At 61.6% G+C, this 25,635-nt stretch carries 20 protein-coding genes; 16 read left to right on the top strand and 4 right to left on the bottom strand.

What is annotated here, in order from left to right; genetic code table 11:
* The first annotated feature begins 139 nt into the window (after nucleotides 1-139).
* The 5 genes from trhO to H040_RS14030 all read left to right on the top strand — a co-directional run bounded on the left by trhO (nucleotide 140) and on the right by H040_RS14030 (nucleotide 7,001).
* Complete coding sequence (gene trhO, locus H040_RS14050) at nucleotides 140-1,072, top strand: oxygen-dependent tRNA uridine(34) hydroxylase TrhO (RefSeq protein WP_027918172.1); 933 nt, start codon at nucleotides 140-142, stop codon at nucleotides 1,070-1,072.
* A 3-nt stretch (nucleotides 1,073-1,075) separates the two neighbouring features.
* Entirely contained in the window at nucleotides 1,076-1,708 is a 633-nt protein-coding gene (locus tag H040_RS14045) for a DsbA family protein (RefSeq protein ID WP_027918173.1), read from the top strand.
* Nucleotides 1,701-3,533 (top strand): ABC transporter ATP-binding protein, encoded by a 1,833-nt coding sequence (locus tag H040_RS14040; protein WP_027918174.1) that lies wholly within the window; start codon nucleotides 1,701-1,703, stop codon nucleotides 3,531-3,533. Before H040_RS14045 ends, H040_RS14040 begins: the two co-directional genes overlap by 8 nt.
* A 186-nt stretch (nucleotides 3,534-3,719) precedes the next feature.
* Complete coding sequence (locus H040_RS14035; protein WP_027918175.1) at nucleotides 3,720-6,176, top strand: EAL domain-containing protein; 2,457 nt, start codon at nucleotides 3,720-3,722, stop codon at nucleotides 6,174-6,176.
* A gap of 39 nt (nucleotides 6,177-6,215) precedes the next feature.
* Entirely contained in the window at nucleotides 6,216-7,001 is a 786-nt protein-coding gene (locus H040_RS14030) for a TenA family transcriptional regulator (protein WP_027918176.1), read from the top strand.
* Between the two features lie 123 nt (nucleotides 7,002-7,124).
* Here the strand turns inward: H040_RS14030 and H040_RS14025 are convergent, their stop codons facing one another.
* The 3 genes from H040_RS14025 to ubiG form a co-directional block, all read right to left on the bottom strand.
* Nucleotides 7,125-7,865 carry a YciK family oxidoreductase gene (locus tag H040_RS14025; protein WP_027918177.1) on the bottom strand — a complete coding sequence of 247 codons (741 nt, stop codon included), beginning with the start codon at nucleotides 7,863-7,865 and terminating at the stop codon, nucleotides 7,125-7,127.
* Nucleotides 7,866-8,020: 155 nt separating this feature from the next.
* A complete protein-coding gene (gene mupP / locus H040_RS14020; RefSeq protein ID WP_027918178.1) occupies nucleotides 8,021-8,692 on the bottom strand; it encodes an N-acetylmuramic acid 6-phosphate phosphatase MupP in 672 nt (223 codons plus the stop codon).
* Between the two features lie 2 nt (nucleotides 8,693-8,694).
* Nucleotides 8,695-9,393 (bottom strand): bifunctional 2-polyprenyl-6-hydroxyphenol methylase/3-demethylubiquinol 3-O-methyltransferase UbiG, encoded by a 699-nt coding sequence (gene ubiG / locus H040_RS14015; protein WP_027918179.1) that lies wholly within the window; start codon nucleotides 9,391-9,393, stop codon nucleotides 8,695-8,697.
* Between the two features lie 112 nt (nucleotides 9,394-9,505).
* Here ubiG and mtnA point away from each other — a divergent pair, with 112 nt between their 5' ends.
* From mtnA to rpsA, 7 genes are all read left to right on the top strand, one after another.
* Nucleotides 9,506-10,582: an S-methyl-5-thioribose-1-phosphate isomerase gene (mtnA, locus tag H040_RS14010; RefSeq protein WP_027918180.1), complete on the top strand. Its 1,077-nt coding sequence runs from the start codon at nucleotides 9,506-9,508 to the stop codon at nucleotides 10,580-10,582.
* Nucleotides 10,583-11,072: 490 nt separating this feature from the next.
* A complete protein-coding gene (gene gyrA / locus H040_RS14005; protein ID WP_027918181.1) occupies nucleotides 11,073-13,835 on the top strand; it encodes a DNA gyrase subunit A in 2,763 nt (920 codons plus the stop codon).
* A gap of 205 nt (nucleotides 13,836-14,040) precedes the next feature.
* Nucleotides 14,041-15,126, top strand: a complete 1,086-nt coding sequence (gene serC / locus H040_RS13995) for a 3-phosphoserine/phosphohydroxythreonine transaminase (protein WP_027918182.1) — start codon at nucleotides 14,041-14,043, stop codon at nucleotides 15,124-15,126.
* The gene (gene pheA / locus H040_RS13990; RefSeq protein ID WP_027918183.1) at nucleotides 15,126-16,220 is read left to right on the top strand and encodes a prephenate dehydratase; all 1,095 of its coding nucleotides are present in this window, start codon (nucleotides 15,126-15,128) and stop codon (nucleotides 16,218-16,220) included. The genes serC and pheA overlap by 1 nt, the downstream gene beginning before the upstream one ends.
* Nucleotides 16,221-16,430: 210 nt before the next feature.
* Nucleotides 16,431-18,638 carry a bifunctional prephenate dehydrogenase/3-phosphoshikimate 1-carboxyvinyltransferase gene (locus H040_RS13985; protein ID WP_256208045.1) on the top strand — a complete coding sequence of 736 codons (2,208 nt, stop codon included), beginning with the start codon at nucleotides 16,431-16,433 and terminating at the stop codon, nucleotides 18,636-18,638.
* The gene (gene cmk, locus H040_RS13980) at nucleotides 18,635-19,321 is read left to right on the top strand and encodes a (d)CMP kinase (protein WP_027918185.1); all 687 of its coding nucleotides are present in this window, start codon (nucleotides 18,635-18,637) and stop codon (nucleotides 19,319-19,321) included. The genes H040_RS13985 and cmk overlap by 4 nt, the downstream gene beginning before the upstream one ends.
* A 124-nt stretch (nucleotides 19,322-19,445) precedes the next feature.
* Nucleotides 19,446-21,122 carry a 30S ribosomal protein S1 gene (rpsA, locus tag H040_RS13975; protein WP_027918186.1) on the top strand — a complete coding sequence of 559 codons (1,677 nt, stop codon included), beginning with the start codon at nucleotides 19,446-19,448 and terminating at the stop codon, nucleotides 21,120-21,122.
* A 143-nt stretch (nucleotides 21,123-21,265) separates the two neighbouring features.
* On the opposite strand, the gene H040_RS13970 is transcribed toward rpsA, so the two are convergent.
* On the bottom strand, nucleotides 21,266-21,859 hold the full coding sequence (locus H040_RS13970; protein WP_027918187.1) for a hypothetical protein: 594 nt from the start codon (nucleotides 21,857-21,859) through the stop codon (nucleotides 21,266-21,268).
* A 356-nt stretch (nucleotides 21,860-22,215) separates the two neighbouring features.
* On the opposite strand from H040_RS13970, the gene ihfB reads away from it, so the two are divergent.
* The 4 genes from ihfB to H040_RS13950 all read left to right on the top strand — a co-directional run bounded on the left by ihfB (nucleotide 22,216) and on the right by H040_RS13950 (nucleotide 25,573).
* Nucleotides 22,216-22,512 carry an integration host factor subunit beta gene (gene ihfB, locus H040_RS13965; RefSeq protein ID WP_012313292.1) on the top strand — a complete coding sequence of 99 codons (297 nt, stop codon included), beginning with the start codon at nucleotides 22,216-22,218 and terminating at the stop codon, nucleotides 22,510-22,512.
* Nucleotides 22,513-22,531: 19 nt separating this feature from the next.
* Complete coding sequence (locus H040_RS13960; protein ID WP_027918188.1) at nucleotides 22,532-22,795, top strand: LapA family protein; 264 nt, start codon at nucleotides 22,532-22,534, stop codon at nucleotides 22,793-22,795.
* Nucleotides 22,796-22,896: 101 nt separating this feature from the next.
* Nucleotides 22,897-24,318, top strand: coding sequence for an MBL fold metallo-hydrolase RNA specificity domain-containing protein (locus H040_RS13955; RefSeq protein WP_027918189.1), 1,422 nt, complete (start codon nucleotides 22,897-22,899; stop codon nucleotides 24,316-24,318).
* 205 nt (nucleotides 24,319-24,523) lie between these two features.
* The gene (locus tag H040_RS13950; RefSeq protein WP_027918190.1) at nucleotides 24,524-25,573 is read left to right on the top strand and encodes an LPS O-antigen chain length determinant protein WzzB; all 1,050 of its coding nucleotides are present in this window, start codon (nucleotides 24,524-24,526) and stop codon (nucleotides 25,571-25,573) included.
* Nucleotides 25,574-25,635: the final 62 nt, after the last annotated feature.

Raw genomic sequence — 25,635 nt, 5'->3', positions numbered from 1 at the left:
GAGGCCGCTCCTACAGGAATACGCATTCCCCTGTAGAAGCGGCCTTGTGTCGCGAAAGGGGCGCGTAGCGGCCCCATGTTTTTTTAAATTCAAACCCGGTCCGCCCCTTACGAGGGCAACCACCTGGAGATCCACCTGAATGTCCCAAGCTATCGTCGTGGCGGCGCTGTACAAGTTCGTCACTCTTGAAGACTACGTCGAGCTGCGTGAACCGCTGCTCAAGGCCATGCTCGAAAACGGCGTCAAAGGCACCTTGTTGCTGGCCAACGAAGGCATCAACGGCACCGTTTCAGCCACCCGCGAAGGCATCGACGGCCTGCTCGCCTGGCTGCGCAACGACCCTCGCCTGGTCGATGTCGACCACAAGGAATCCTACTGCGACGAGCAGCCGTTCTACCGCACCAAGGTCAAGCTCAAGAAAGAGATCGTCACCCTCGGCGTGCCGGGTGTCGACCCGAACAAGGCCGTCGGCACCTATGTCGAACCCAAGGACTGGAACGACCTGATCAGCGACCCCGAAGTGCTGCTGATCGACACCCGCAACGACTACGAAGTGGCCATCGGTACCTTCAAGGGCGCCATCGACCCGAAGACCGAGACCTTCCGGGAGTTCCCCGAGTACATCAAGGCCAACTTCGACCCGAGCAAGCACAAGAAGGTGGCAATGTTCTGCACCGGTGGCATCCGTTGCGAAAAAGCGTCCAGCTACATGCTCGGTGAAGGCTTCGAGGCGGTCTATCATCTTAAGGGTGGCATCCTGAAATACTTCGAGGAAGTACCTCAGGAAGAAAGCCTTTGGGACGGCGACTGCTTCGTCTTCGACAACCGCGTCACGGTGCGCCATGACCTGAGCGAAGGCGAGTACGACCAGTGCCATGCGTGCCGCCACCCAGTCGATGCCAAGGACCGCGAGTCCGAGCACTATTCGCCAGGCGTGAGCTGCCCGCACTGCTGGGACACCCTGAGCGAAAAGACCCGGCGCAGCGCCATCGACCGGCAGAAGCAGATCGAGCTGGCCAAGGCCCGCAACCAGCCGCACCCGATCGGTTACAACTACAAAGCCGAGGCTTGAGCCATGACTGCCCGCCTGATCTATGTGATGGACCCGATGTGCTCCTGGTGCTGGGGTTTCGCGCCAGTGGCCGCAGCCCTGGTCGCACAGGCCGCCGAGGCGGGCGTCAGTACCCGGCTGGTGCCGGGTGGCCTGCGCAGTGGCGGCAGCGCGCTGGATGGCTCGACCCGCAAGTACATCCTCGAGCACTGGCAGGCGGTGGCCGAAGCCACCGGGCAGCCGTTCCGTTTCGACGGCGCCATGCCTGACGGCTTCGTCTACGACACCGAGCCGGCCTGCCGCGCCTTGGTCACTGCCCGCGAACTGGAGGCCGAGCGCGTCTGGCCGCTGCTGGCGCTGATCCAGCGTTCGTTCTATGAACAGGGTTTGGATGTCACCCGCGCCCCGCAACTGGTCGAGTTGGCCGTGCAGGCTGGCTTCGACCGCGAGCGCTTCGCTCAGCATTTCGCCAGCCATGACATCCGCGCCGCCACCGCAGCCGACTTCAGCTGGGTACAGGACCTGGGTATCGCCGGCTTCCCGACCCTGCTGGCCGAACGCAATGGCCAGCTGGCACTGCTGACCAACGGCTACCAGCCGCTGGACAGCCTGCAGCCGCTGCTTGGCCGCTGGTTGCAGCAGGCCGTCTGTGCTTGATCTGCCAGGGTCGCCAGACCCTGTGCCAGGGAAGCCTGCCGCTGTGCCCGATCGCCTGAGCTGGGCGGAAATCCGCCGCTTGGCCCTGCATCACAAGAAAAACCTCTGGACCGCCAACCTGGTGGCCGTGCTGGCGGCCTGCTGCAGCGTGCCGATCCCGCTGCTGCTGCCGTTGCTGGTCGACGAAGTGCTGCTGGGCCACGGCGATGCCGCACTGAAATGGATGAATCACCTGCTGCCGAGCGGCTGGCAGGTGGCGGCCGGCTATATCGGCCTGATGCTGGCGGCCACGCTGTGCCTGCGCCTGTCGGCGCTGGCCTTCAACGTGGTGCAGGCCAAGCTGTTCGCCGGGCTGGCCAAGGATATCGTCTACCGCCTGCGCATTCGCCTGATCGAGCGCCTCAAGCGCATTTCGCTCAAGGAATACGAAAGCCTCGGCAGCGGCACCGTGACCACTCATCTGGTCACCGACCTGGATACCCTCGACAAGTTCGTCGGTGAAACCCTCAGCCGCTTCCTGGTGGCCATGCTGACGCTGACCGGCACGGCGGCGATCCTGATCTGGATGCACTGGAAGCTGGCGTTGCTGATCCTGCTGTTCAACCCGTTGGTGATCTACTTCACCGTGCAGTTGGGCAAGCGCGTCAAGCACCTGAAAAAGCTCGAGAACGACAGCACTTCGCGCTTTACCCAGGCATTGTCGGAAACCCTGGATGCCATCCAGGAAATACGCGCCGGCAACCGCCAGGGTTACTTCCTCGGGCGGCTTGGCCTGCGCGCCCGTGAAGTGCGCGACTATGCCGTGGAGTCGCAATGGAAGAGCGATGCCAGTGGGCGCGCCAGTGGCCTGCTGTTCCAGTTCGGTATCGATATCTTCCGGGCGGCGGCGATGCTGACCGTGCTGTTCTCCGACCTGTCGATTGGCCAGATGCTGGCAGTGTTCAGCTACCTGTGGTTCATGATCGGCCCGGTGGAGCAGCTGCTCAACCTGCAATATGCCTACTACGCCGCCGGCGGTGCGTTGAGCCGGCTGAACGAGCTGTTGTCGCGGGCCGACGAGCCGCAGTATGCGGCTGCCAGCGACCCGTTCGCCGGTCGCGAAACGGTGGGCATCGAGGTGCGCGACCTGCGCTTCGCCTACGCCGATGAGCCGGTGCTCGACCAGTTGAACCTCGCCATCGCCCCTGGTGAAAAGGTAGCGATCGTCGGTGCCAGTGGTGGCGGCAAGAGCACTTTGGTGCAGTTGCTGCTGGGGCTGTACAGCGCCCAGGCCGGGAGCATCCGTTTTGGCGGTGCCAGCCTGCAGGAAATCGGCCTTGAAACCCTGCGCGAGAACGTCGCTGTGGTGCTGCAGCACCCGTCGCTGTTCAACGACAGTGTGCGCGCCAACCTGACCATGGGCCGCGAATGCACCGACGAGGCTTGCTGGCAGGCACTGCGCATTGCCCAGCTGGATGCCACCATTGCCGCCTTGCCGCAAGGGCTGGACAGCGTGGTCGGCCGTTCGGGGGTGCGCCTTTCCGGTGGCCAGCGCCAGCGCCTGGCGATTGCCCGCATGGTCCTGGCCGAGCCCAAGGTGGTGATTCTCGACGAGGCTACCTCGGCGCTGGATGCCGCCACCGAGTACAACCTGCACCAGGCATTGGCACGTTTCCTCAGTGGCCGGACCACGCTGATCATTGCCCACCGTTTGTCGGCGGTGAAACAGGCTGACCGTGTGCTGGTGTTCGACGGTGGGCACGTGGCCGAAGATGGCGACCATCAGCAGCTGATTGCCGAGGGTGGGCTGTATGCCAAGTTGTATGGGCATCTGCAGCAGACCTGAGCTGAGCTACAAGCTATAAGCGGCAAGCCTCTAGCAGACAGTCACCACTCCACGGGTCTTCTTTCCCTTGTGGCTTGTAGCTTGAGGCTTGCAGCTCGAAATTTCCCTTCACGTAGATGGCAAATGGCCTACGCTGTGCTTGTCTGGGTTGAGTTCAAGTCTTATCTGCTCTGCGACAGGGACTAAATGAAGGGAAATCGCACTCAAGAAGCGCCAAGGTTGGTAGGTATCATCTGGCCCTTCATCGCCGTTGTCGTGTTCCAGGTATTGCTGGGTAGCCTCAGCCTTTATGCGTTGTCGGCGGTCCGTGCCTACGTGGCCGGCGAAAGCCTGTGGTCCAAGGCGCAGAAAGACGCCATCTATTACCTCAACCTTTACGCCGATGACCGCGACGAGCGCACCTTTCTGCGCTATCGCCAGGTCATGGCCGTGCCCCAGGGCGACCATGAACTGCGCGAACTGCTGGATCAGGCCAGCCCTGACCTGGAAGGCGCCCGTCAGGCCGTGCTGCAGGGCGGCAACCACCCTGACGACGTCGACCGTATCATCTGGTTCTACCGCAACTTCCGTCAGATCAGCTACATGCAGACGGCGATCGAGTACTGGAACATCGGCGATGACTACCTCAAAAAGCTTGATGTGCTGGCCAACGAGATGCACGACGGTTTCGCCGGTGGGCAGGTTGGCATCGCCCAGCTCAATGAGTGGAAGGGCCGCATCGTCGCGATCAACGAAGGTGTCACGCCAGCCGCCAGGGCGTTCAGTGATGCCTTGGGCGAAGGCTCGCGGATGCTGTTGCGGGTGCTGCTGGTCACCAATCTGTTGACCGCGCTGTTCCTCATCACCATCGCCTGGCGCCGTTCGAGCAAGCTGCTGGCCCAGCGTCAGGCGTTCGCCAGTGCCCTGAGGGAGGAGAAAGAGCGGGCACAGATCACCCTGGAGGCGATTGGCGATGCGGTGATCACCGCTGATGTCGACGGTAATATCGGCTACATGAACCCTGCTGCCGAGCAGCTGACCCACTGGCAGTCCGGCCAGGCGCAGGGCTTGCCGCTGGGGGCGCTGTTCAGCCTGCTCGACGAGCAGGAGCAGGGCGAAGGCTGCACGCTGGTTGAACAGGTGCTCAGTGGCAGCCTCAAGGGCGGCGCCGAGCATGCCCGGCTGATCCAGCGCCTGGATGGCAGCACGGTATCGGTCAACCTGGTCGGCTCGCCGATCATCAACAACGACCAGGTGGCCGGTATCGTACTGGTACTGCACGACATGACCCAGGAGCGCCAGTACATCGCCAACTTGTCGTGGCAGGCCACCCATGACGCCTTGACTGGCTTGGCCAACCGCCGCGAATTCGAATATCGCCTGGAGCAGGCGCTCAATGGCCTGGTGCGCCAGGCCGGGCGGCATTCGCTGATGTTCCTCGACCTCGACCAGTTCAAGCTGGTCAACGACACCTGCGGCCATGCGGCCGGTGACGAGTTGCTCAGGCACATCTGTGCAGTGCTGCAGTCGGGGCTACGGGAAGGCGACACGCTGGCACGCCTGGGGGGCGACGAATTTGGCGTGCTGCTGGAAAACTGCCCGGCCGAACAGGCCGAGCGCATCGGCGAAAACCTGCGCCAGGCCGTGCAGAGCCTGCATTTCGTGTGGAAGGGCAGGCCGTTCGTGACCACCGTCAGTATCGGCCTGGTGCACATGGCCCAGGCGCCGGGCACGCTCGAGGCTTCGCTGCGCGCTGCCGACATGGCCTGCTACATGGCCAAGGAAAAGGGCCGTAACCGAGTGCAGGTGTACCACGCCGACGACAGCGAATTGTCCATGCGCTTTGGCGAAATGGCCTGGATCCAGCGCCTGCATGTGGCGCTGGAGGAAAACCGCTTCTGCCTCTATTGCCAGGAAATCGCCGCGCTGAAAGCTGCCGAAGGCCCAGGCCATATCGAAATCCTGCTGCGCCTGCACGACGAAAGCGGTCGCACCATCCTGCCGGACAGTTTCATCCCGGCCGCCGAGCGCTATGGCCTGATGACGGCCCTGGATCGTTGGGTTGTGCGCAGCGTGTTCCAGGTCATCCGCCAGTGCCTGGACGAGGGCCGGGACGGGCCGCTGGCGATGTGCGCGATCAACTTGTCGGGTACCAGTATCGGAGATGACAATTTCCTCGAGTACCTGCAGCGGTTGTTCGTCGAATACGCCATCCCACCACGCATGATCTGCTTCGAGATCACCGAGACCAGTGCCATTGCCAACCTGGGCAGCGCCATCCGATTCATCAACGAATTGAAGGGCCTGGGTTGCAAGTTCTCTCTGGACGACTTCTGTGCCGGGATGTCGTCATTTGCCTATTTGAAACATTTACCCGTCGACTTCTTGAAGATCGACGGAAGTTTTGTCAAAGATATGCTGGATGACCCGGTCAACCGTGCCATGGTCGAGGTGATAAATCACATCGGCCATGTCATGGGCAAGCGGACCATCGCCGAGTTCGTCGAAACACCGTTGATCGAGCAGGCCTTGCAGGAGATTGGCGTGGACTACGCCCAGGGCTATCTGATTGAACGACCGCAGGTATTTACCTGTGACAGTCTGCAGCGCCAACGGATTGCTGCGCGGCCCTTGCTGCATCGGGCGCCAGGTACTTTTCGCTGAGAACACGTCCGCAAAATCACAAGGATCAAGGAGCTGAAAGTGATTGATGCATTCGTACGTATCGGGCCCTTGATGGACCCGGCCAGTTATCCCCAGTGGGCCCAGCAGCTGATCGAGGATTGTCGTGAAAGCAAGCGCCGGGTGGTTGAGCACGAGTTCTACCAGCGCCTGCGTGATGGCCAGCTGCGCCAGTCGACCATTCGCCAGTACCTGATCGGTGGCTGGCCGGTGGTCGAGCAGTTTTCCCTGTACATGGCCCACAACCTGACCAAGACCCGTTATGCCCGCCACCCAGGCGAGGACATGGCGCGGCGCTGGCTGATGCGCAACATCCGTGTCGAGCTCAACCATGCCGACTACTGGGCCCACTGGTGCCAGGCCCATGGCGTGCACCTGCACGAGCTGCAGGCCCAGGATGTGCCGCCGGAACTGAACGGGCTCAACGATTGGTGCTGGCGCGTGTGCACCACCGAGTCACTGGCGATTGCCATGGCAGCGACCAACTATGCAATTGAAGGGGCGACTGGCGAGTGGTCGGCGGTGGTCTGTGCCGAGGACACCTATGCCATGGGCTTTCCGGAGGATCAGCGCAAGCGGGCGATGAAGTGGCTGAAGATGCATGCCCAGTACGATGATGCGCACCCGTGGGAGGCGCTGGAGATCATCTGCACCCTGGCCGGCGAGAACCCGACCCTGGGGCTGCGCAACGAGCTGCGCAAGGCGATCTGCAAGAGCTATGACTGCATGTACCTGTTCCTCGAGCGGTGCATGCAACTGGAAGGGCGCCAGCAAGGGCGCCTACGCCCGGCCTTGGCTGCTGGCTGAAACTTGTACTGGCCTCTTCGCGGGTAAACCCGCTCCCACAGGGATATCACAAGGCTTGAGGGCGGTGATGTTCCTGTGGGAGCGGGTTTACCCGCGAAGAGGCCGGAACGGGCGAAACAAGGCTCACTGAGCGTTGAGCGCCTGCCCGTTCACATCCTTGCTGTCCGGCCCCATCAGGTACAGATAGACCGGCATGATCTCTTCCGGCAGCGGATTGTTCTGCGGGTTTTCGCTCGGGTAGGCCTGCGCCCGCATCGCCGTGCGCGTAGCGCCCGGGTTGATGCTGTTGGAGCGCACTGGCGCCACGCCTTCCAGTTCGTCGGCCAGGGTCTGCATCAGCCCTTCGGTGGCGAACTTCGACACCCCGTAGGCACCCCAGTAGGCACGGCCCTTGCGCCCGACGCTGCTAGACGTGAACACCACCGAGGCATCTTCGGACAGCTTGAGCAGCGGCAGCAGCGTGCTGGTGAGCATGAAGGTGGCGTCGACGTTGATGTGCATCACACGCATGAAGTTGTCGCCCGAAAGCTGCTCCAGTGGCGTGCGCGGGCCGATGATCGAGGCGTTGTTGAGCAGGCCGTCGAGGCGGCCGAACTGCTCCTCGATCATCACTGCCAGCTCGTCGTACTGGTGGGGCAGGGCGGTTTCCAGGTTGAACGGGATTACCACGGGCTGTGGGTGGCCGGCGGCCTCGATCTGGTCGTAGACCTCGTTCAGGTTGGCCTCGGTCTTGCCCAGCAGCAGCACGGTGGCGCCCAGTGCGGCATAGGCTTTGGCGGCGGCGGCGCCGATGCCGCGGCCGGCACCGGTGACCAGGATGACGCGGCCGGCGAGCAGGCCAGGGCGGGCGATGTAGTCGAACATGGTACTGTCCTTTGAGTTCGTAAGCGCGACACCGGCCCCTGTGGGAGCGGGTTTACCCGCGAATGGGTACGATCAGGCGGCGGTGTTGTCCGATCTGACGCTTTCGCGGGTAAACCCGCTCCCACAGGGGCGTAGTCCGGGGCGTCAATCGGTGTTCAGCAGCCGCACAGGGCGCTGTCGATCACCTTGCGCAGTTCCAGCGGGTGGTCCACCACCACATCGGCGCCCCAGTTGTTCGGGTTGTCCTCTGGATGAATATAACCGTAGCGCACCGCTGCCGTGCGGGTGCCAGCGTCACGGCCGGATTCGATGTCACGCAGGTCGTCGCCGACGAACAGCACGCTGGCCGGGTCCAGGCCCAGGGTCTTGCAGGCGAGGATCAGTGGCTCCGGGTCAGGCTTGCTGTTCTTCACGTGGTCCGGGCAGATGAGCAGGGCCGAGCGCTCGGCCAGGCCCAGTTGCTGCATGATCGGCTCGGCGAAGCGCACCGGCTTGTTGGTCACCACGCCCCACAGCAGGTTGCCCTTTTCGATGTCGGCCAGCAGTTCGCCCATGCCGTCGAACAGTTTGCTGTGCACCGCGCAATCACGCTGGTAGCGCTCGAGGAACTCCAGGCGCAGGGCTTCGAAGCCCTCGGCGTCCGGGCTCATGGCAAAGGTTGCAGCGACCATGGCGCGGGCGCCGCCGGAGATCACGTCACGGATCAGTTGGTCATCGATCGCCGGCAGGCCGCGCTCGGCGAGCATGGCCTGGCAGATGGCGATGAAGTCCGGCGCCGTGTCGAGCAGGGTGCCGTCCATGTCGAAGAGTACCGCTCGCAAACGCATGCTCATTCCTCGCGCAGGGTCTGGATCATGTAGTTGACGTCAACGTCGCTGCTCAGTTTGTAGTGCTTGGTCAGCGGGTTGTAGGTCAGGCCGATGATGTCCTTGACCTCTAGGCCGGCGACGCGGCTCCAGGCGCCGAGCTCGGACGGGCGGATGAACTTCTTGAAGTCGTGGGTGCCGCGCGGCAGCATCTTGAGGATGTACTCGGCGCCGACAATGGCCAGCAGGTAGGCCTTGGGGTTGCGGTTGATGGTCGAGAAGAACACCTGGCCGCCGGGTTTGACCATGCGGTAGCAGGCGCGGATGACCGAGGATGGGTCGGGCACGTGCTCGAGCATCTCCAGGCAGGTGACCACGTCGAACTGCTCGGGCATTTCCTCGGCCAAGGCTTCAGCGGTGATCTGCCGGTACTCGACCTCGACGCCCGATTCCAGTTGGTGCAGTTGGGCTACGGCCAGTGGCGCCTCACCCATGTCGATGCCGGTGACGGTAGCGCCGCGCAAGGCCATGGCCTCGCTGAGGATGCCGCCGCCGCAGCCGACGTCCAGCACTTTCTTGCCAGCCAGGCCGACGCGCTCGTCAATCCAGTTGACGCGCAGCGGGTTGATGTCGTGCAGCGGCTTGAACTCGCTTTCACGGTCCCACCAGCGGTGGGCCAAGGCTTCGAACTTGGCGATTTCGGCGTGATCGACGTTGCTCATTGAACAATCCTCTGGAACTTGCACTTCAAATGGGGCGCAGTATACCCGAGCGTCTGCGGCCGAGGGTCGCTATAATCGCCGGCTTTTGATATCCGAACGACGGGGAGAGGCAATGCGCGAGCGACTTTTGGCGGCGGAGAAGGTGACCGGGATGCGCTGGCAAGGCGGCGCCCTGCACCTGCTCGACCAGCGCCTGCTGCCGTCGGAAGAGCGCTGGCTGACCTGCGACAATGTCGCGCAGGTGGTGGCGGCGATCCGTGACATGGCCGTGCGAGGTGCCGCAGCCATTGGCATTGCCGCGGCCTACGGCCTGGTTCTGGCCCTGGAAGAGCGCCTGGCCGAGGGCGGCGACTGGGAAATGGACCTGGAAGAGGACTTCATCAGCCTGGCCGAAGCGCGCCCCACCGCGGCCAACCTGTTCTGGGCGCTGAACCGCATGCGCGAGCGTCTGCTGCGTGTGCGTGGCGAAGAGGGCGTGCTGGCAGCGCTGGAAGCCGAAGCGATTGCCATCCATGAAAGCGATCGCGAAGCCAACCTGACCATGGCTCAGCATGGCATCGATCTGATCCGTCGCCATCAGGGTAACGCACAGACCTTGCTGACCTACGGCAATGCCGGCGCCCTGGCCAGCGGTGGTATCGGCACGGCCCTTGGGGTGATTCGCGCCGGTTATCTGGAGGGTATGGTCGAGCGGGTGTATGTCGGCGAGACCCGCCCCTGGTTGCAGGGTTCGCGGCTGACGGCCTGGGAACTGGCCAGCGAAGGTATCCCGGTGACCCTGTGCGCCGACTCGGCGCTGGCCCACCTGATGAAGACCAAAGGCATCACCTGGGTGGTGGTCGGCGCCGACTGTATTGCCGCCAACGGCGATGTGGCCAGCAAGATCGGGACCTACCAGTTGGCCGTCAGTGCCATGCACCATGGCGTGCGCTTCATGGTGGTGGCGCCGAGCACCAGCATCGACCTCAATTTGGCCACCGGTGAGGACATCCCGCTGGAAGAGCGTGAAGCCGATGAGCTGCTGGACTACGCCGGAGCCCGCGTTGCGCCGCAGGTCGACGCATTCAACCCGGTGTTCGACGTGACCCCGGCCGACCTGATCGACGTGATCGTCACCGAGCGCGGCATTGTCGAGCGGCCCGATACCGCCAAACTGGCCCAGTTGATGTGCCGCAAGCGGCTGCATTGATCAGGGTGTAGGGTGGGCGATTTTCGGCGCCTGTGAGATCGAGCGCCGCCCGCGCGGCGCACCGCGGATGAATCCGCGCCCACATTTGTTGCAACGTACCGAACCAGTAAGGCCATGGTTGCCTGCCCTGGCGCATGGCTTGAGCCCTGCAGGCAAGGCTGACAACCCTGGCTTTACAGGCATGGCCACGTTGCAACAGGTGTAGGGGCGGATTCATCCGCGTTGCGCCGCGCGGGCGGCGCTCGATCTCCCGGGCGACACAAAACTCATGGCGAGCAACCCCGTGCCAGCTCTCCCCACTGCCCCGCCTTTGTGATAACATTCGGCAGTTTCCAAGACCGCCCATGAAGGCGGCCTTCATTGCGCAAATCCATGCAACAACTCATTGATTTGTCGTAAGTCGTCGCACCCCTATGCGCTGCGGCGGCGAGCTTCGTTCGGCCCTTGATGGAGCTGCGAAGTTTCACCAGAAAAAGGAATCAGGCTTCTCATGGGCGAACTGGCCAAAGAAATCCTCCCGGTCAATATCGAAGACGAACTGAGACAGTCTTACCTCGACTACGCGATGAGCGTGATTGTCGGGCGAGCGCTGCCCGATGCGCGTGATGGCTTGAAGCCCGTGCATCGCCGCGTCCTCTATGCAATGAGCGAACTGGGCAACGACTGGAACAAGCCGTACAAGAAATCCGCCCGTGTGGTCGGTGACGTGATCGGTAAGTACCACCCGCACGGTGACACTGCGGTCTACGACACCATCGTGCGTATGGCCCAGCCGTTCTCGCTGCGTTACCTGCTGGTCGACGGCCAGGGCAACTTCGGTTCGGTCGACGGTGACAACGCTGCGGCCATGCGATACACCGAAGTGCGCATGACCAAGCTGGCCCACGAGCTGCTGGCCGACCTGCACAAGGAAACCGTCGACTGGGTGCCCAACTACGACGGCACCGAGCAGATCCCGGCGGTCATGCCGACCCGCATCCCCAACCTGTTGGTCAACGGTTCCAGCGGTATCGCCGTGGGCATGGCGACCAACATCCCGCCACACAACCTCGGTGAAGTCATCGACGGTTGCCTGGCGCTGATCGACAACCCGGACGTCACCATCGATGAGCTGATGCAGTTCATCCCGGGTCCAGACTTCCCGACTGCCGGCATCATCAATGGCCGTCAGGGCATCATCGAGGCCTACCGTACCGGCCGTGGCCGCATCTACATGCGCGCCCGCTCCGAGATCGAAGACATCGACAAGGTCGGTGGCCGCCAGCAGATCGTCATCACCGAGCTGCCGTACCAGCTGAACAAGGCCCGCCTGATCGAAAAGATCGCCGAGCTGGTCAAAGAGAAGAAGATCGAAGGCATCACCGAGCTGCGCGACGAGTCCGACAAGGACGGCATGCGCATCGTCATCGAGCTGCGCCGCGGCGAGGTGCCGGAGGTGGTGCTCAACAACCTCTATCAGCAGACCCAGCTGCAGAGCGTGTTCGGTATCAACGTGGTTGCCCTGGTCGACGGTCGTCCGCGCCTGCTCAACCTCAAGGACCTGCTCGAGGCGTTCGTCCGTCACCGTCGTGAAGTGGTGACCCGTCGCACCGTGTTCGAGCTGCGCAAGGCCCGTGAGCGTGGCCATATCCTTGAAGGCCAGGCGGTCGCGCTGTCCAACATCGATCCGGTCATCGCCCTGATCAAGGCCTCGCCGACGCCGTCCGAAGCCAAAGAGGCCCTGGTTTCCACGCCGTGGGAATCCAGCGCCGTACAGGTCATGGTCGAGCGCGCTGGCGCCGATTCCTGCCGCCCTGAAGACCTGCCAGAACAGTACGGCCTGCGTGAAGGCAAGTATTACCTGTCGCCGGAACAGGCCCAGGCCATCCTCGACCTGCGCCTGCATCGCCTGACTGGCCTGGAGCACGAGAAGCTGCTGGCTGAGTACCAGGAGATTCTGGAGCAGATCGGCGAGTTGATCCGCATCCTCAGCAGCGCCCAGCGCCTGATGGAAGTGATCCGCGAGGAGCTGGAAGCGATCCGTGCCGAGTACGGCGATGCGCGTCGTACCGAAATCCTCGATGCCCGTCACGACCTCAACTACGGCGACATGATCCCGGAAGAAGAGCGCGTGGTGACCATCTCCCACGGCGGCTATGCCAAGACCCAGCCGTTGTCCGCGTACCAGGCCCAGCGCCGTGGTGGCAAGGGCAAGTCGGCAACCGGCGTGAAGGACGAGGACTACATCGAGCACCTGCTGGTCGCCAACAGCCATGCCACCCTGCTGCTGTTCTCCAGCAAGGGCAAGGTGTACTGGCTGAAAACCTACGACATCCCTGAAGCGTCGCGCGCCGCCCGCGGTCGCCCGCTGGTCAACCTGCTGCCGCTGGAGGAGGGTGAGCGCATCACCGCCATGCTGCAGGTCGACCTTGAGGCCCTGCAGCAGAACGCCGACCCTGAAGAAGAGCTGGAAGACGGTGATGACGGTGTCATCGAAGGCGAAATCGTCGAAGCAGAAGAAATCGACGAGGAAGACGGCGACACCCCTGAGTGGGTGGCCGAGCCTACCGGCGCCTATATCTTCATGGCGACTGCTTCCGGTACCGTCAAGAAGACGCCGCTGGCTCAGTTCGCCCGCCCACGCTCCAGCGGCCTGATCGCCCTGAAGCTGAAGGAAGGCGACACCCTGATCGCCGCGGCGATCACCGACGGCGCCAAGGAGGTCATGATGTTCTCCGACGCCGGCAAGGTGATCCGCTTCGCCGAAAGCGTGGTCCGCGAAATGGGCCGTACCGCCCGTGGTGTGCGCGGCATGAAGTTGGGCAAGGGTCAGCAGATCATTTCTATGCTGATTCCGGAGTCCGGTGCGCAGATCCTCACCGCTTCCGAGCGTGGCTTCGGCAAGCGTACCCCGCTGTCCAAGTTCCCGCGTCGCGGGCGTGGCGGCCAGGGCGTGATCGCCATGGGTACCAAGGGGCGCAACGGCCTGCTGATCGGCGCCATCCAGGTGCAGGAAGGCGAGGAGATCATGCTGATTTCCGACCAGGGTACCCTGGTGCGCACGCGGGTTGGTGAAGTGTCGAGCCTGGGCCGTAATACCCAGGGTGTTACGCTGATCAAACTGGCCACAGACGAAACCCTGGTGGGCCTGGAGCGTATCCAGGAGCCATCCGAGGACGAGCTCGATGATGTGATCGAGACGGACGAGGAGGGCGTCGAGGCGGATGCGCCGGATGATGAAGCTGCAGGCGCCGAAGAGGCTCCGCAGGAATAAGCAAGCGTGAAACCCGAGCGGGGCGACCAAGGTCGCCCCGTTTGACTGATTAGGCCGGGCAATGCCTGGCCCTGTGGGAGCGGGCTTGCCCGCGAATGAGGCACCGCGGTGCATGGCACCGGCTTTGCCGGTGTTCGCGGGCAAGCCCGCTCCCACAGGGTTCCCGCAGAACTAGCTGTTTAGATCTATTAGAGCGAGAGTGGATGTGAGCAAACGAGCCTTTAACTTCTGCGCAGGCCCTGCCGCGCTTCCTGACGCTGTGTTGCAGCGTGCCCAGGCCGAGATGCTGGACTGGAACGGCAAGGGCTTGTCGGTGATGGAAATGAGCCATCGCAGCGACGACTACGTGGCCATCGCCGAAAAGGCCGAGCAGGACCTGCGTGACCTGCTGTCCGTCCCCTCCAACTACAAGGTCCTGTTCCTGCAGGGTGGTGCCAGCCAGCAATTCGCCGAAATTCCGCTGAACCTGCTGCCGGAAAACAGCACGGCCGACTACGTCGAAACTGGCATCTGGTCGAAAAAGGCCATCGAGGAAGCGCGCCGCTTCGGCACCGTCAATGTCGCCGCCAGCGCCAAGCCCTACGACTATCTGGCCATTCCTGGCCAGAACGAGTGGAAGCTGACCAAGAACGCGGCCTACGTGCACTATGCGTCCAACGAGACCATCGGTGGCCTGCAGTTCGACTGGGTTCCAGAGACCGGCGAAGTACCGCTGGTGGTCGATATGTCCTCCGACATCCTCTCGCGCCCGATCGACGTTTCGCAGTACGGCATGATCTACGCTGGCGCACAGAAGAACATCGGCCCGAGCGGCCTGGTGGTGGTGATCGTCCGTGAAGACCTGCTTGGCCGCGCGCGCAGCAGCTGCCCGACCATGCTCGACTACAAGGTCGCGGCTGACAACGGCTCGATGTACAACACCCCGGCCACCTATTCCTGGTACCTCTCGGGCCTGGTGTTCGAGTGGCTCAAGGAGCAGGGTGGTGTCGAGGCCATGGAGCAGCGCAACCGCGCCAAGAAAGACCGCCTGTACGGCTTCATCGACGCCAGCGCGTTCTACACCAACCCGATCAGCCACAACGCTCGTTCGTGGATGAACGTGCCATTCCGCCTGGCTGACGAGCGCCTGGACAAGGCCTTCCTGGCCGGCGCCGACGCCCGTGGCCTGCTCAACCTCAAGGGCCACCGTTCGGTCGGCGGCATGCGCGCCTCGATCTACAACGCCTTGGGTCTGGAAGCGGTAGAAAGCCTGGTGGCTTACATGGCTGAATTCGAGAAGGAGCACGGCTGATGTCCGAACAGGAACTCAAAGCCCTGCGCGTACGCATCGACAGCCTCGACGAGAAGATCCTCGAGCTGATCAGCGATCGCGCCCGTTGCGCTGAAGAAGTGGCGCGGGTCAAGACCGCCTCCCTGGCTGAGGGCGAAAAGCCGGTGTTCTACCGCCCTGAGCGTGAAGCCGCCGTGCTCAAGCGCGTGATGGAGCGCAACAAGGGGCCGCTGGGCAACGAAGAGATGGCGCGGCTGTTCCGCGAAATCATGTCGTCCTGCCTGGCCCTGGAAGAGCCACTCAAGGTTGCCTACCTCGGCCCTGAGGGTACCTTCACCCAGGCTGCGGCCATGAAGCACTTCGGTCATGCCGTGGTCAGCCGCCCTATGGCGGCCATCGATGAAGTGTTCCGTGAAGTGGCGGCCGGTGCCGTCAATTTCGGCGTGGTGCCGGTGGAAAACTCCACCGAGGGTGCGGTCAGTCATACCTTGGACAGCTTCCTCGAGCACGACATGGTGATCTGTGGCGAAGTCGAGCTGCGCATCCACCATCACTTGCTGGTGGGTGAGAGCACAAAGACCAACAGCATCACCCGCATCTACTCCCACGCCCAGTCCCTGGCCCAGTGCCGCAAGTGGCTGGACGCGCACTACCCGAACGTTGAACGCGTTGCTGTTTCGAGCAATGCCGAGGCGGCCAAGCGGGTCAAGGGCGAGTGGAACTCGGCGGCGATCGCTGGCGACATGGCGGCCAACCTGTATGGCCTGACCCGCCTGGCTGAAAAGATCGAAGACCGCCCGGACAACTCCACGCGCTTCCTGATGATCGGTCAGCAGGAAGTGCCGCCGACCGGCGACGACAAGACCTCGATCATTGTTTCGATGAGCAACAAGCCAGGTGCGTTGCACGAGCTGCTGGTGCCGTTCCACGAGAACGGTATCGACCTGACCCGTATCGAAACCCGCCCGTCGCGTAGTGGTAAGTGGACCTACGTGTTCTTCATCGACTTCGTTGGCCACCACCGCGACCCGCTGATCAAGGCGGTGCTGGAGAAGATCAGCCAGGAGGCTGTGGCGCTCAAGGTGCTGGGTTCCTATCCAAAGGCAGTGCTTTGATTTGAGAGGGTTGGGGCCGCATCGCGCCCCATCGCGACACAAGGCCGCTCCTACAGGTATTGTGCAGGCCTCGAAACTGTACTGGCCCTGTAGGGGCGGCCTTGTGTCGCGATGGGCTGCAATGCAGCCCCAATGGGCCTCCCGGACTGCCTAGATTTCAGAACAGGGTTCGCAACAGTGGTAAATGCAGCAAAAACCAAACCCGCGCCAATCATCGATCGCCTGGTCGTGGTCGGTCTCGGCCTGATCGGCGGCTCCTTTGCCAAAGGGTTGCGTGAAAGCGGCCTGTGCCGCGAAGTGGTCGGTGTCGACCTCGATGCCCCGTCGCGCAAGCTGGCAGTGGACCTGGGCGTGGTCGATCGCTGCGAAGCCGACCTCGCCGCCGCTTGTGTCGGCGCCGATGTCATTCAGCTCGCCGTGCCTATCCTTGCTATGGAAAAGGTCCTGGCCCGCCTGGCTCAGCTCGACCTCGGTGACGCGATCATCACCGACGTCGGTAGTGCCAAGGGCAATGTCGTGCGTGAGGCGCGTGCCGTCTTCGGCGAACGCCTGCCGCGCTTCGTTCCCGGCCACCCGATCGCCGGCTCCGAGCAGAGTGGGGTTGAGGCCGCCAATGCCACCCTGTTCCGTCGTCACAAAGTCATCCTCACGCCACTGGAGGAAACCGACCCGGCCGCCCTGGCCCTGGTCGATCGCCTGTGGCGCGCGCTGGATGCCGATGTCGAGCACATGCCGGTGGAGCGCCATGACGAAGTGCTGGCCGCCACCAGCCATCTGCCGCACCTGCTGGCCTTCGGTCTGGTCGATTCGTTGGCCAAACGCAATGAAAACCTCGACATCTTCCGGTACGCTGCGGGAGGTTTCCGCGATTTCACGCGAATCGCCGGTAGCGACCCGACCATGTGGCACGACATCTTCCTCGCCAACCGCGAGGCTGTCCTGCGCACCCTCGACACATTTCGCAGCGACCTCGACGCCTTGCGCGACGCGGTCGATGCTGGGGACGGGCACCAGCTGCTGGGTGTTTTCACCCGTGCACGGGTTGCCCGCGAGCATTTCAGTAAAATCCTGGCCCGCCGGGCCTATGTGGACGCTATGAACGCCAACGATCTGATTTTCCTGGCCCAACCGGGTGGCCGCCTGACCGGGCGAATCCGCGTACCGGGCGACAAGTCGATTTCCCACCGCTCGATCATGCTCGGCTCGCTGGCCGAAGGCACGACCGAAGTCGAAGGTTTCCTCGAGGGCGAGGATGCCCTGGCGACCCTGCAGGCATTCCGTGACATGGGTGTGGTCATCGAGGGCCCGAACCACGGCCGCGTGACCATTCATGGCGTCGGCCTGCACGGCCTCAAGCCGCCACCAGGCCCGCTGTATGTCGGCAACTCTGGCACTTCGATGCGCCTGCTCTCCGGCCTGCTGGCTGGCCAGCCGTTCGATGTCACCATGACCGGCGACGCCTCGCTGTCCAAGCGCCCGATGAACCGTGTGGCCAACCCGCTGCGCGAAATGGGTGTCGTGGTGGAGACTGGCCCGGACGGCCGTCCGCCGCTGACCATTCGCGGTGGTAGCAAGCTGAAAGCGCTGACTTACACGCTGCCGATGGCCAGTGCCCAGGTCAAGTCCTGCCTGCTGCTGGCGGGCCTGTACGCTGAAGGCAAGACCACCGTCACCGAGCCGGCGCCGACCCGTGACCACACCGAGCGCATGCTGCGTGGCTTCGGCTACTCGGTCGAAAGCAACGGCCCGGTCGCTTCGCTGCAGTCTGGTGGCAAGCTCACCGCCACCCGCATCGAAGTGCCGGCGGACATCTCCTCGGCTGCGTTCTTCCTGGTTGCTGCATCGATCGCCGAAGGCTCCGAGCTGGTGCTCGAGCACGTCGGCATTAACCCGACCCGTACCGGCGTCATCGACATCCTGCGCCTGATGGGCGGCGACATCACCCTGGAAAACCAGCGTGAAGTCGGCGGCGAGCCAGTGGCTGACTTGCGTGTGCGGGGCGCCAAGCTCAAGGGCATCGACATCCCTGAAGAACTGGTGCCACTGGCCATCGACGAGTTCCCGGTCCTGTTCGTGGCGGCCGCCTGCGCCGAAGGGCGTACCGTGCTGCGCGGTGCCGAAGAGCTGCGGGTCAAGGAATCCGACCGTATTCAGGTGATGGCTGATGGCCTGATCACCTTGGGTATCAAGTGCGAGCCGACTCCGGATGGCATCATCATCGAGGGCGGCCAGATCGGCGGTGGCGAAGTGCACGGTCATGGTGACCACCGTATCGCCATGGCCTTCAGCGTTGCTTCGCTGCGTGCCAGCGCGCCGATCCGCATCCATGACTGCGCCAACGTCGCCACTTCGTTCCCGAACTTCCTCAAGCTGTGCGCCGATGTCGGTATCCGTGTCGCCGAAGAGGGCAAGTCGTGAATTCGCAAGCACCGGTCATCACCATCGACGGCCCAAGCGGCTCGGGCAAGGGTACCGTTGCCGGCATCCTCGCGCGCGAGCTGGGCTGGAAGCTGCTGGATTCCGGCGCGCTTTACCGTTTGCTGGCGTTCAATGCCAGCAACCACGGGGTCGATCTGACCAACGAAGAGCTGCTCAAGGCCCTGGCCGCCCATCTGGATGTGCAGTTCATCGCCGCCGAGCCGGGTAAGCTTCAGCAAATCATCCTCGAGGGCGAGGACGTCAGTAACGTCATTCGTACCGAGACGGTCGGCGCCGGTGCGTCGATGGTGGCCTCGCTGCCGGCGGTGCGTGAAGCATTGCTGCAGCGTCAGCGCGCCTTCCGTGAAGCGCCAGGCCTGATTGCCGACGGCCGCGACATGGGTACCGTGGTGTTCCCGGACGCGCCGCTGAAGGTCTTCCTCACCGCCAGTGCCGAGGAGCGTGCCCGTCGCCGCTACCTGCAGTTGAAGGGCAAGGGTGAAGATGTTAGTCTGTCGAGTCTGCTAGATGAGATTCGTGCGCGTGATGAGCGTGACACCCAGCGTGCAGTGGCCCCGCTGAAACCAGCGGCTGATGCCATTCAGCTGGACTCTACCGAGTTGTCCATCGAGCAGGTGCTGCAACGTATCAGGAGCGAGCTCGCCCAGCGCGACTTGGTCTGATAGCCAGGAGAGCAGGCAGGGGCACCAGTCAACGTCCTGCCGGCTTTCCTTTACTTAAAACAAACCCACATTGTCTGGAATGTGGCGAGGGGCGTCTGTTTCGCCCGAATCTACAGGAATTAAAATGAGCGAAAGCTTTGCAGAACTCTTTGAAGAAAGCCTGAAAACCCTCAATCTTCAGCCGGGTGCCATCATCTCCGGTATCGTTGTCGACATCGACGGCGACTGGGTTACCGTACACGCTGGCCTGAAGTCCGAGGGCGTCATCCCGCTCGAGCAGTTCTACAACGAAGCTGGCGAGCTGACCATCAAGGTCGGTGACGAAGTTCACGTTGCGCTGGACGCGGTCGAAGACGGCTTTGGCGAAACCAAACTGTCCCGTGAAAAAGCCAAGCGCGCCGAGTGCTGGATTGTTCTGGAAGCAGCTTTCGCCGCCGAAGAAGTGGTCAAGGGCGTTATCAACGGTAAGGTTAAGGGCGGCTTCACTGTCGACGTTAACGGCATCCGTGCGTTCCTGCCGGGCTCCCTGGTTGATGTCCGCCCAGTGCGCGACACCACCCACCTGGAAGGCAAAGAGCTGGAATTCAAGGTCATCAAGCTGGACCAGAAGCGCAACAACGTTGTCGTTTCCCGTCGCAGCGTGCTGGAAGCCGAGAACTCCGCCGAGCGCGAAGCCCTGCTGGAAACCCTGCAGGAAGGCCAGCAAGTCAAAGGTATCGTCAAGAACCTCACCGACTACGGCGCATTCGTGGACCTGGGCGGTATCGACGGCCTGCTGCACATCACCGACATGGCTTGGAAGCGCATCAAGCACCCATCGGAAATCGTTAACGTTGGCGACGAAGTCGACGTACGCGTTCTGAAGTTCGACCGTGAGCGCAACCGCGTTTCCCTGGGTCTGAAGCAGATGGGCGAAGATCCGTGGGTAGCTATCACTGCACGTTACCCAGAAGGTACTCGTGTACAGGCTCGCGTTACCAACCTGACCGACTACGGCTGCTTCGCTGAGCTGGAAGAAGGCGTTGAAGGTCTGGTACACGTTTCCGAAATGGACTGGACCAACAAGAACATCCACCCGTCGAAAGTCGTTCAGGTTGGCGACGAAGTGGAAGTCATGGTTCTGGACATCGACGAAGAGCGTCGTCGTATCTCCCTGGGCATCAAGCAGTGCAAGTCCAACCCATGGGAAGACTTCTCCGGCCAGTTCAACAAGGGTGACAAGATCACCGGTACCATCAAGTCGATCACCGACTTCGGTATCTTCATTGGTCTGGACGGCGGCATCGACGGCCTGGTTCACCTGTCCGACATCTCCTGGAACGAAACCGGCGAAGAAGCCGTACGTCGTTTCAAGAAGGGCGACGAGCTGGAAACCGTCATCCTGTCGGTTGACCCAGAGCGCGAGCGCATCTCCCTGGGCATCAAGCAGCTGGAAGACGATCCGTTCTCCAACTTCGTTGCTGTCAACGACAAGGGCGCTATCGTCAAGGGCATCGTGAAAGAAGTTGACGCCAAAGGCGCCATCATCACCCTGGCCGACGACATCGAAGCCACTCTGAAAGCTTCCGAAATCAGCCGTGACCGCGTTGAAGACGCGCGTAACGTCCTGAAGGAAGGCGAAGAGATCGAAGCCAAGATCATCAGCGTTGACCGCAAATCGCGCGTCATCAGCCTGTCGATCAAGTCGAAAGACGACGCTGAAGAGCGTGAAGCCATCCAGAGCCTGAAAAACGCTCCGGAAGCGGCTGCCGACACCACCATGGCTGCGCTGCTGCGCGAAGCAATGGCCAAGCAGAACTGAGTTCTGTTTGATCGGTAAAAAAAGGGTGGCCTTCGGGCCACCCTTTTTTTTGCCTGCGATTACAGTTGAGTCTTACAGTTTCTGTGGGAGGGGGCAGGCGTCGAGCCGCTGTGAGCGTACGCGAAGCCCGCTCTCACCTCAGGTCAGCGAACGGACGATTGTCCCGGTGGGGTTCCGGCTGCTGAGTTCATTCCCAGTGTTTTGAGGTCCGCTGCCGAAGGAGTGAACGTCACGGTGTAGCGACTCAGGTCGCTTTCGTTTCGCTGGAAATGTACTGCAACTCGTTTGCCTTCCCATGAGATGGTCTTCATTTCATAAGACGCGCCCGAGCTTAGCTGGATTCGACGGCTCAAGCTTGAGCCAGGTTGCCCGAGGGTATCGGTCAAGAAGTCATCGACCAGCTCGAGGCTGTTGGAGTTACCGGTCAACATCAGTTGGCTGATTGCGCCATCTTTCAGGGCTGCGAAAAGCTGATACCCCGAACTGATCGGAAGGTATGGCAGCCCATGAATCTCATAGCGGTCAGGGTCCGCGGTGCTGGTGCGGCACAGTGTTGGCTGGCGTGAGCTGCCGTTGCTGTCGGGGCATTCAGGGACCTGGGCTTTGAAATCGCCCTGAAAAGGAACGCCTAGAAACTCGGACGGTTCATTGTCCCAGGATTGGCGGACGGATTGAGCAAAGGTGCCAGTGGCGGTTACCAGAGTCGCCAGGGCGAGCGAAAGGGGGATTGTTCGCATAAACAGTCCTTGTGAGTACGACTCAACGAGCAAGGTAATTAAGCAATTTGCAATCTGCTTTAGGTCAGATCAAAGCAGATGCGTCCTACTCGCGATTATGACAAATCCTACAAGCCTTAGGTGCGTCGCGGTGGCGATTTTTATGTATACGCCAACTGGCTTGCGGGTTTGTGACATGGCGGGCACCTGCGATAAAAGGCGGTGCCATGCCTTGGGGCCGGCTTCCGGCTCTTATTTCTTTACAATCCCTTCTTGAATTTTTTTATTAAGTCAAGAACCACCCTGTTCAAATCCTTCCGAGCGTGCTACAACCTGATTAAGCAATGATCTAGCTGCTTGATAACGAAGGGAAAAATATGACGAAGTCGGAGCTGATCGAACGTATTGTCACCCATCAAGGGCTGCTCTCGTCGAAGGACGTGGAGTTGGCCATCAAGACCATGCTTGAACAGATGTCCCAGTGCCTGGCCACCGGAGATCGCATCGAGATCCGCGGTTTCGGCAGTTTTTCCTTGCACTATCGCGCGCCGCGGGTAGGTCGCAATCCCAAGACCGGCCAGTCGGTGGAGCTCGAAGGGAAATTCGTGCCGCATTTCAAGCCCGGTAAAGAGCTGCGCGATCGGGTCAACGAAGAAGAGCACGAGCACCCTTGAGTCAAGAAGGAGCAGACTGATGCGTAATTTGAAGCGCGCCTTGGCGGCGTTGTTCGTGCTGCTGTTGGCGGCGGTGGTGCTGTTCTTCGTGCTGGAGAACCAGCAGGCTGTGTCGCTGGTGCTCTTCGGCTGGTCGGCTCCAGCCTTGCCGGTGGCAGTGCCTGTGTTGGCGGCCTTGGTGGTGGGGTTGGCTGTTGGTCCGCTACTCGGCGCTTACGGTGTACAGCGTAGCAAGCGCAAGATTCGCGCATCGGCACGCCAGGCGGTGCTTAACGGCAATTAATGAAGGCGCCTACAGCTTTGTAGGAAGGCGTCCCCTATGCAGGCGGTCGGTGAAATGGAGTAATGGCATCCATTCATTAGGCCAGGCGAGCGTGGGGCAATATGCAATTTCCCAGCATTACTCATCACGGCGGAACCCGCAGCGTAACCGGGTCCTGTCACCAGCTGCATCTGGATTCTACTGCCAGCCTGCTGATTGATTGCGGCCTGGAGCAAGGTGCCGACGCGGGTTCGGGTCTGCTGCCTTGCGGTTTTGAGGTCCAGGGCATACGGGCGCTAGTAATCACGCATGTGCATCTCGATCATGTCGGGCGCATCCCGGCACTGCTCGCTGCGGGTTACCGCGGCCCCATCATTTGCAGTGAGCCTTCGGCAAAGCTGCTACCGCTGGTACTGGAAGATGCTTATAAACTGACCATCAGTAGTGAGCCTGCCCAGGTTGCGCGATATCTCGAGTTCGTCGGCAGTTTGGTAATGCCGGTTCCCTATGGGCAGTGGCATCCAGTGGCCGATCAGCTTGAGCCGAAATGCATGATCCGCTTGCAGCGCGCCGGGCACTTGCTGGGCTCCGCTTACGTGGAGTGTGATGTGGAAGTGGCGGGTGGCAGTCAGCGCATTGTCTTTTCAGGCGATCTTGGTCATGAATGCAATCCGCTGCTGCGACCGGTACAACCACCAGAGCGGGCTGATGTACTGGTACTGGAAAGCACCTATGGTGATCGTCTTCATGCGGATCGAGGTGATCGTCGGCAGCAGTTGGAGCAGGTTATCGACCGTGCTCTGCAGGATCGTGGGACCATCCTGATCCCCGCGTTCAGTCTGGGTCGCACCCAGGAGCTGCTGTTCGAACTTGAAGACATCCTCCATCGCAAGTCATTGCTGGGTGACCCTGCCGTGGCGCGGGGTGATGACGCCTTTGCCTGGTCGCAGCTACCTATCATCCTCGACTCGCCGCTAGCTCAGCGTATTACGGGTGTCTATCGGCAGTTGCATGACTACTGGAATGATGAGGCCAAGGCTCGGTTAAGTCAGGGGCGAGACCCGCTGAGCTTTGGTCAACTGGTGTGCGTCGATACGCACAGCCGCCACCTGAAGGTGGTGAATTACCTGAAGAGTACGGGGCGGCCGGCGATTGTGATTGCTGGAAATGGTATGTGCTCCGGCGGGCGGATTGTCGGCTATCTCAAGGCCATGCTCCCGGACCCGCGGCATGAGGTGGTGTTTGTCGGCTACCAGGCCAGGGGTACGCCGGGCGCGGTGATCCAGGCCTGTGAGGGTGCGGAGGGTTTTACGCAGATTGACCTCGATGGGAATACATATGAAATTCGGGCGAAAGTGATGACGCTGGGTGGTTATTCCGGCCATGCCGATCAGGCGGGGTTGGTGAGATTCGCGTTAACTTGTAATGCGCGAAAGATCGTGTTGGTGCATGGGGAAGGGAGTGCACGGAAAACGCTTGCTCGTGTATTGAGGCAAGCCGCTGCACAGGCAGGAAATGACGTGAGCGTAATGATTGCGGACTGACCATCGGGCGGAAAACGACTCGTCAGGCTGATAGTGGCGGGAACTTCTGTGCTGTCTGTCTCTCTACTTGCGCTCAATGCTATGTGAGTAAAGCTGGCAAGCGGATTGGCAAATTGCCGCTACGCTTGGTTCGGAGGGGGGTTAAGGCTGGGTGGTAACCCCCTGTGTAGAAGCGATCAGACGGACCCAAGGAAAAAAAGACTAAATGCGCAATGAACGCGAGCGCCTGAGTGGTGACGATGAGATTGATTTGGTTGAGCTTGTGCAGGGGGTCTGGAGGCAAAAGATTTGCGTGGTGCTAGTTGCGGCATTGGTGATTGGCCTCGCGTTGGTATACGTGATGCTTGCATCACCGGTCTACGAGGCAAAACTCTACCTTCGGCCCCCGACGCAAAATGATGTTGCCCAGCTCAACTTTGGTCGCGGCGAAGGCACCGGGCTCGCGCCACTTACTGCCAAGGATGTCTACAGCATTTACTTGAGAGCGCTGCAGTCTGAAGCGGTGCATGAGAAATTCTTTCGCAGTGCCTTTCTTCCTATGCTGAGCGAGGAGGAGCGCAAGGGTTCTCGTGATGCGTTGTACGCCCAGTTCAATGGCATGCTGACGGTGGCTCAGGCGGCACGTGATATGCCTGATCGCTTTGTTATTACTGCTGGCCTGGAGGATCCGCACCTCGCTGCCAATTGGGTGTCTAGCTACGCTGAAATGGCTGCGGCCCGTGCGAAAGATGAGTTGCTTAGCGGCACTCGCAGCGACATTTCAATCATGGCGGATAACCTGGAGCAACAGATTCGGGCTTCCCGAGCCAGCGCGTCCAATCAGCGTGCAGATCAGATTGCTCAGCTCAATGAGGCATTGCGTGTTGCCAAGTCGATCGGTTTGGAAAAGCCGCCTATCATATCGAATACCTTGTCCAGTGAGGTTTCGGCGGGAATGGGAGGGGCGCTCACGTACATGCGAGGTACGAAGGCGCTGGAGGCGGAGATCGCCAACCTTGAGTCTCGCTCTTCGGATGATCCCTACATCCCTGGCCTGCGCGAAAAGCAGGAAAGGCTGAACTTCATGCGCAATCTGAAGATAGATCCGTCGCTGGTCGCAATGTATCAGCAGGACGGGGCAGTCACTCAGCCCGATAAACCAATCAAGCCGCGCAAGGCAATCATCATGGCGTTCTCAGTCCTCGCTGGTCTGGCGCTGGGGGTGCTCGTAGCCCTCGGCCGTGACCGGTGGTTGAATCGAAGGAGCTGCAATTAAGGCAATTTGCCTGCTGAAGGTTGTTGTCAAGCGTTGTTGTCGGGTTGGGAAGGTGCAACAAT

Source organism: Pseudomonas sp. URMO17WK12:I7 (assembly GCF_003269045.1).
In the GTDB taxonomy this organism is placed as follows: Bacteria; Pseudomonadota; Gammaproteobacteria; order Pseudomonadales; family Pseudomonadaceae; genus Aquipseudomonas; species Aquipseudomonas putida_J.
The sequence above is the reverse complement of the archived record's forward strand: the minus strand, read 5'-3'. Positions and strand labels throughout refer to the sequence as shown.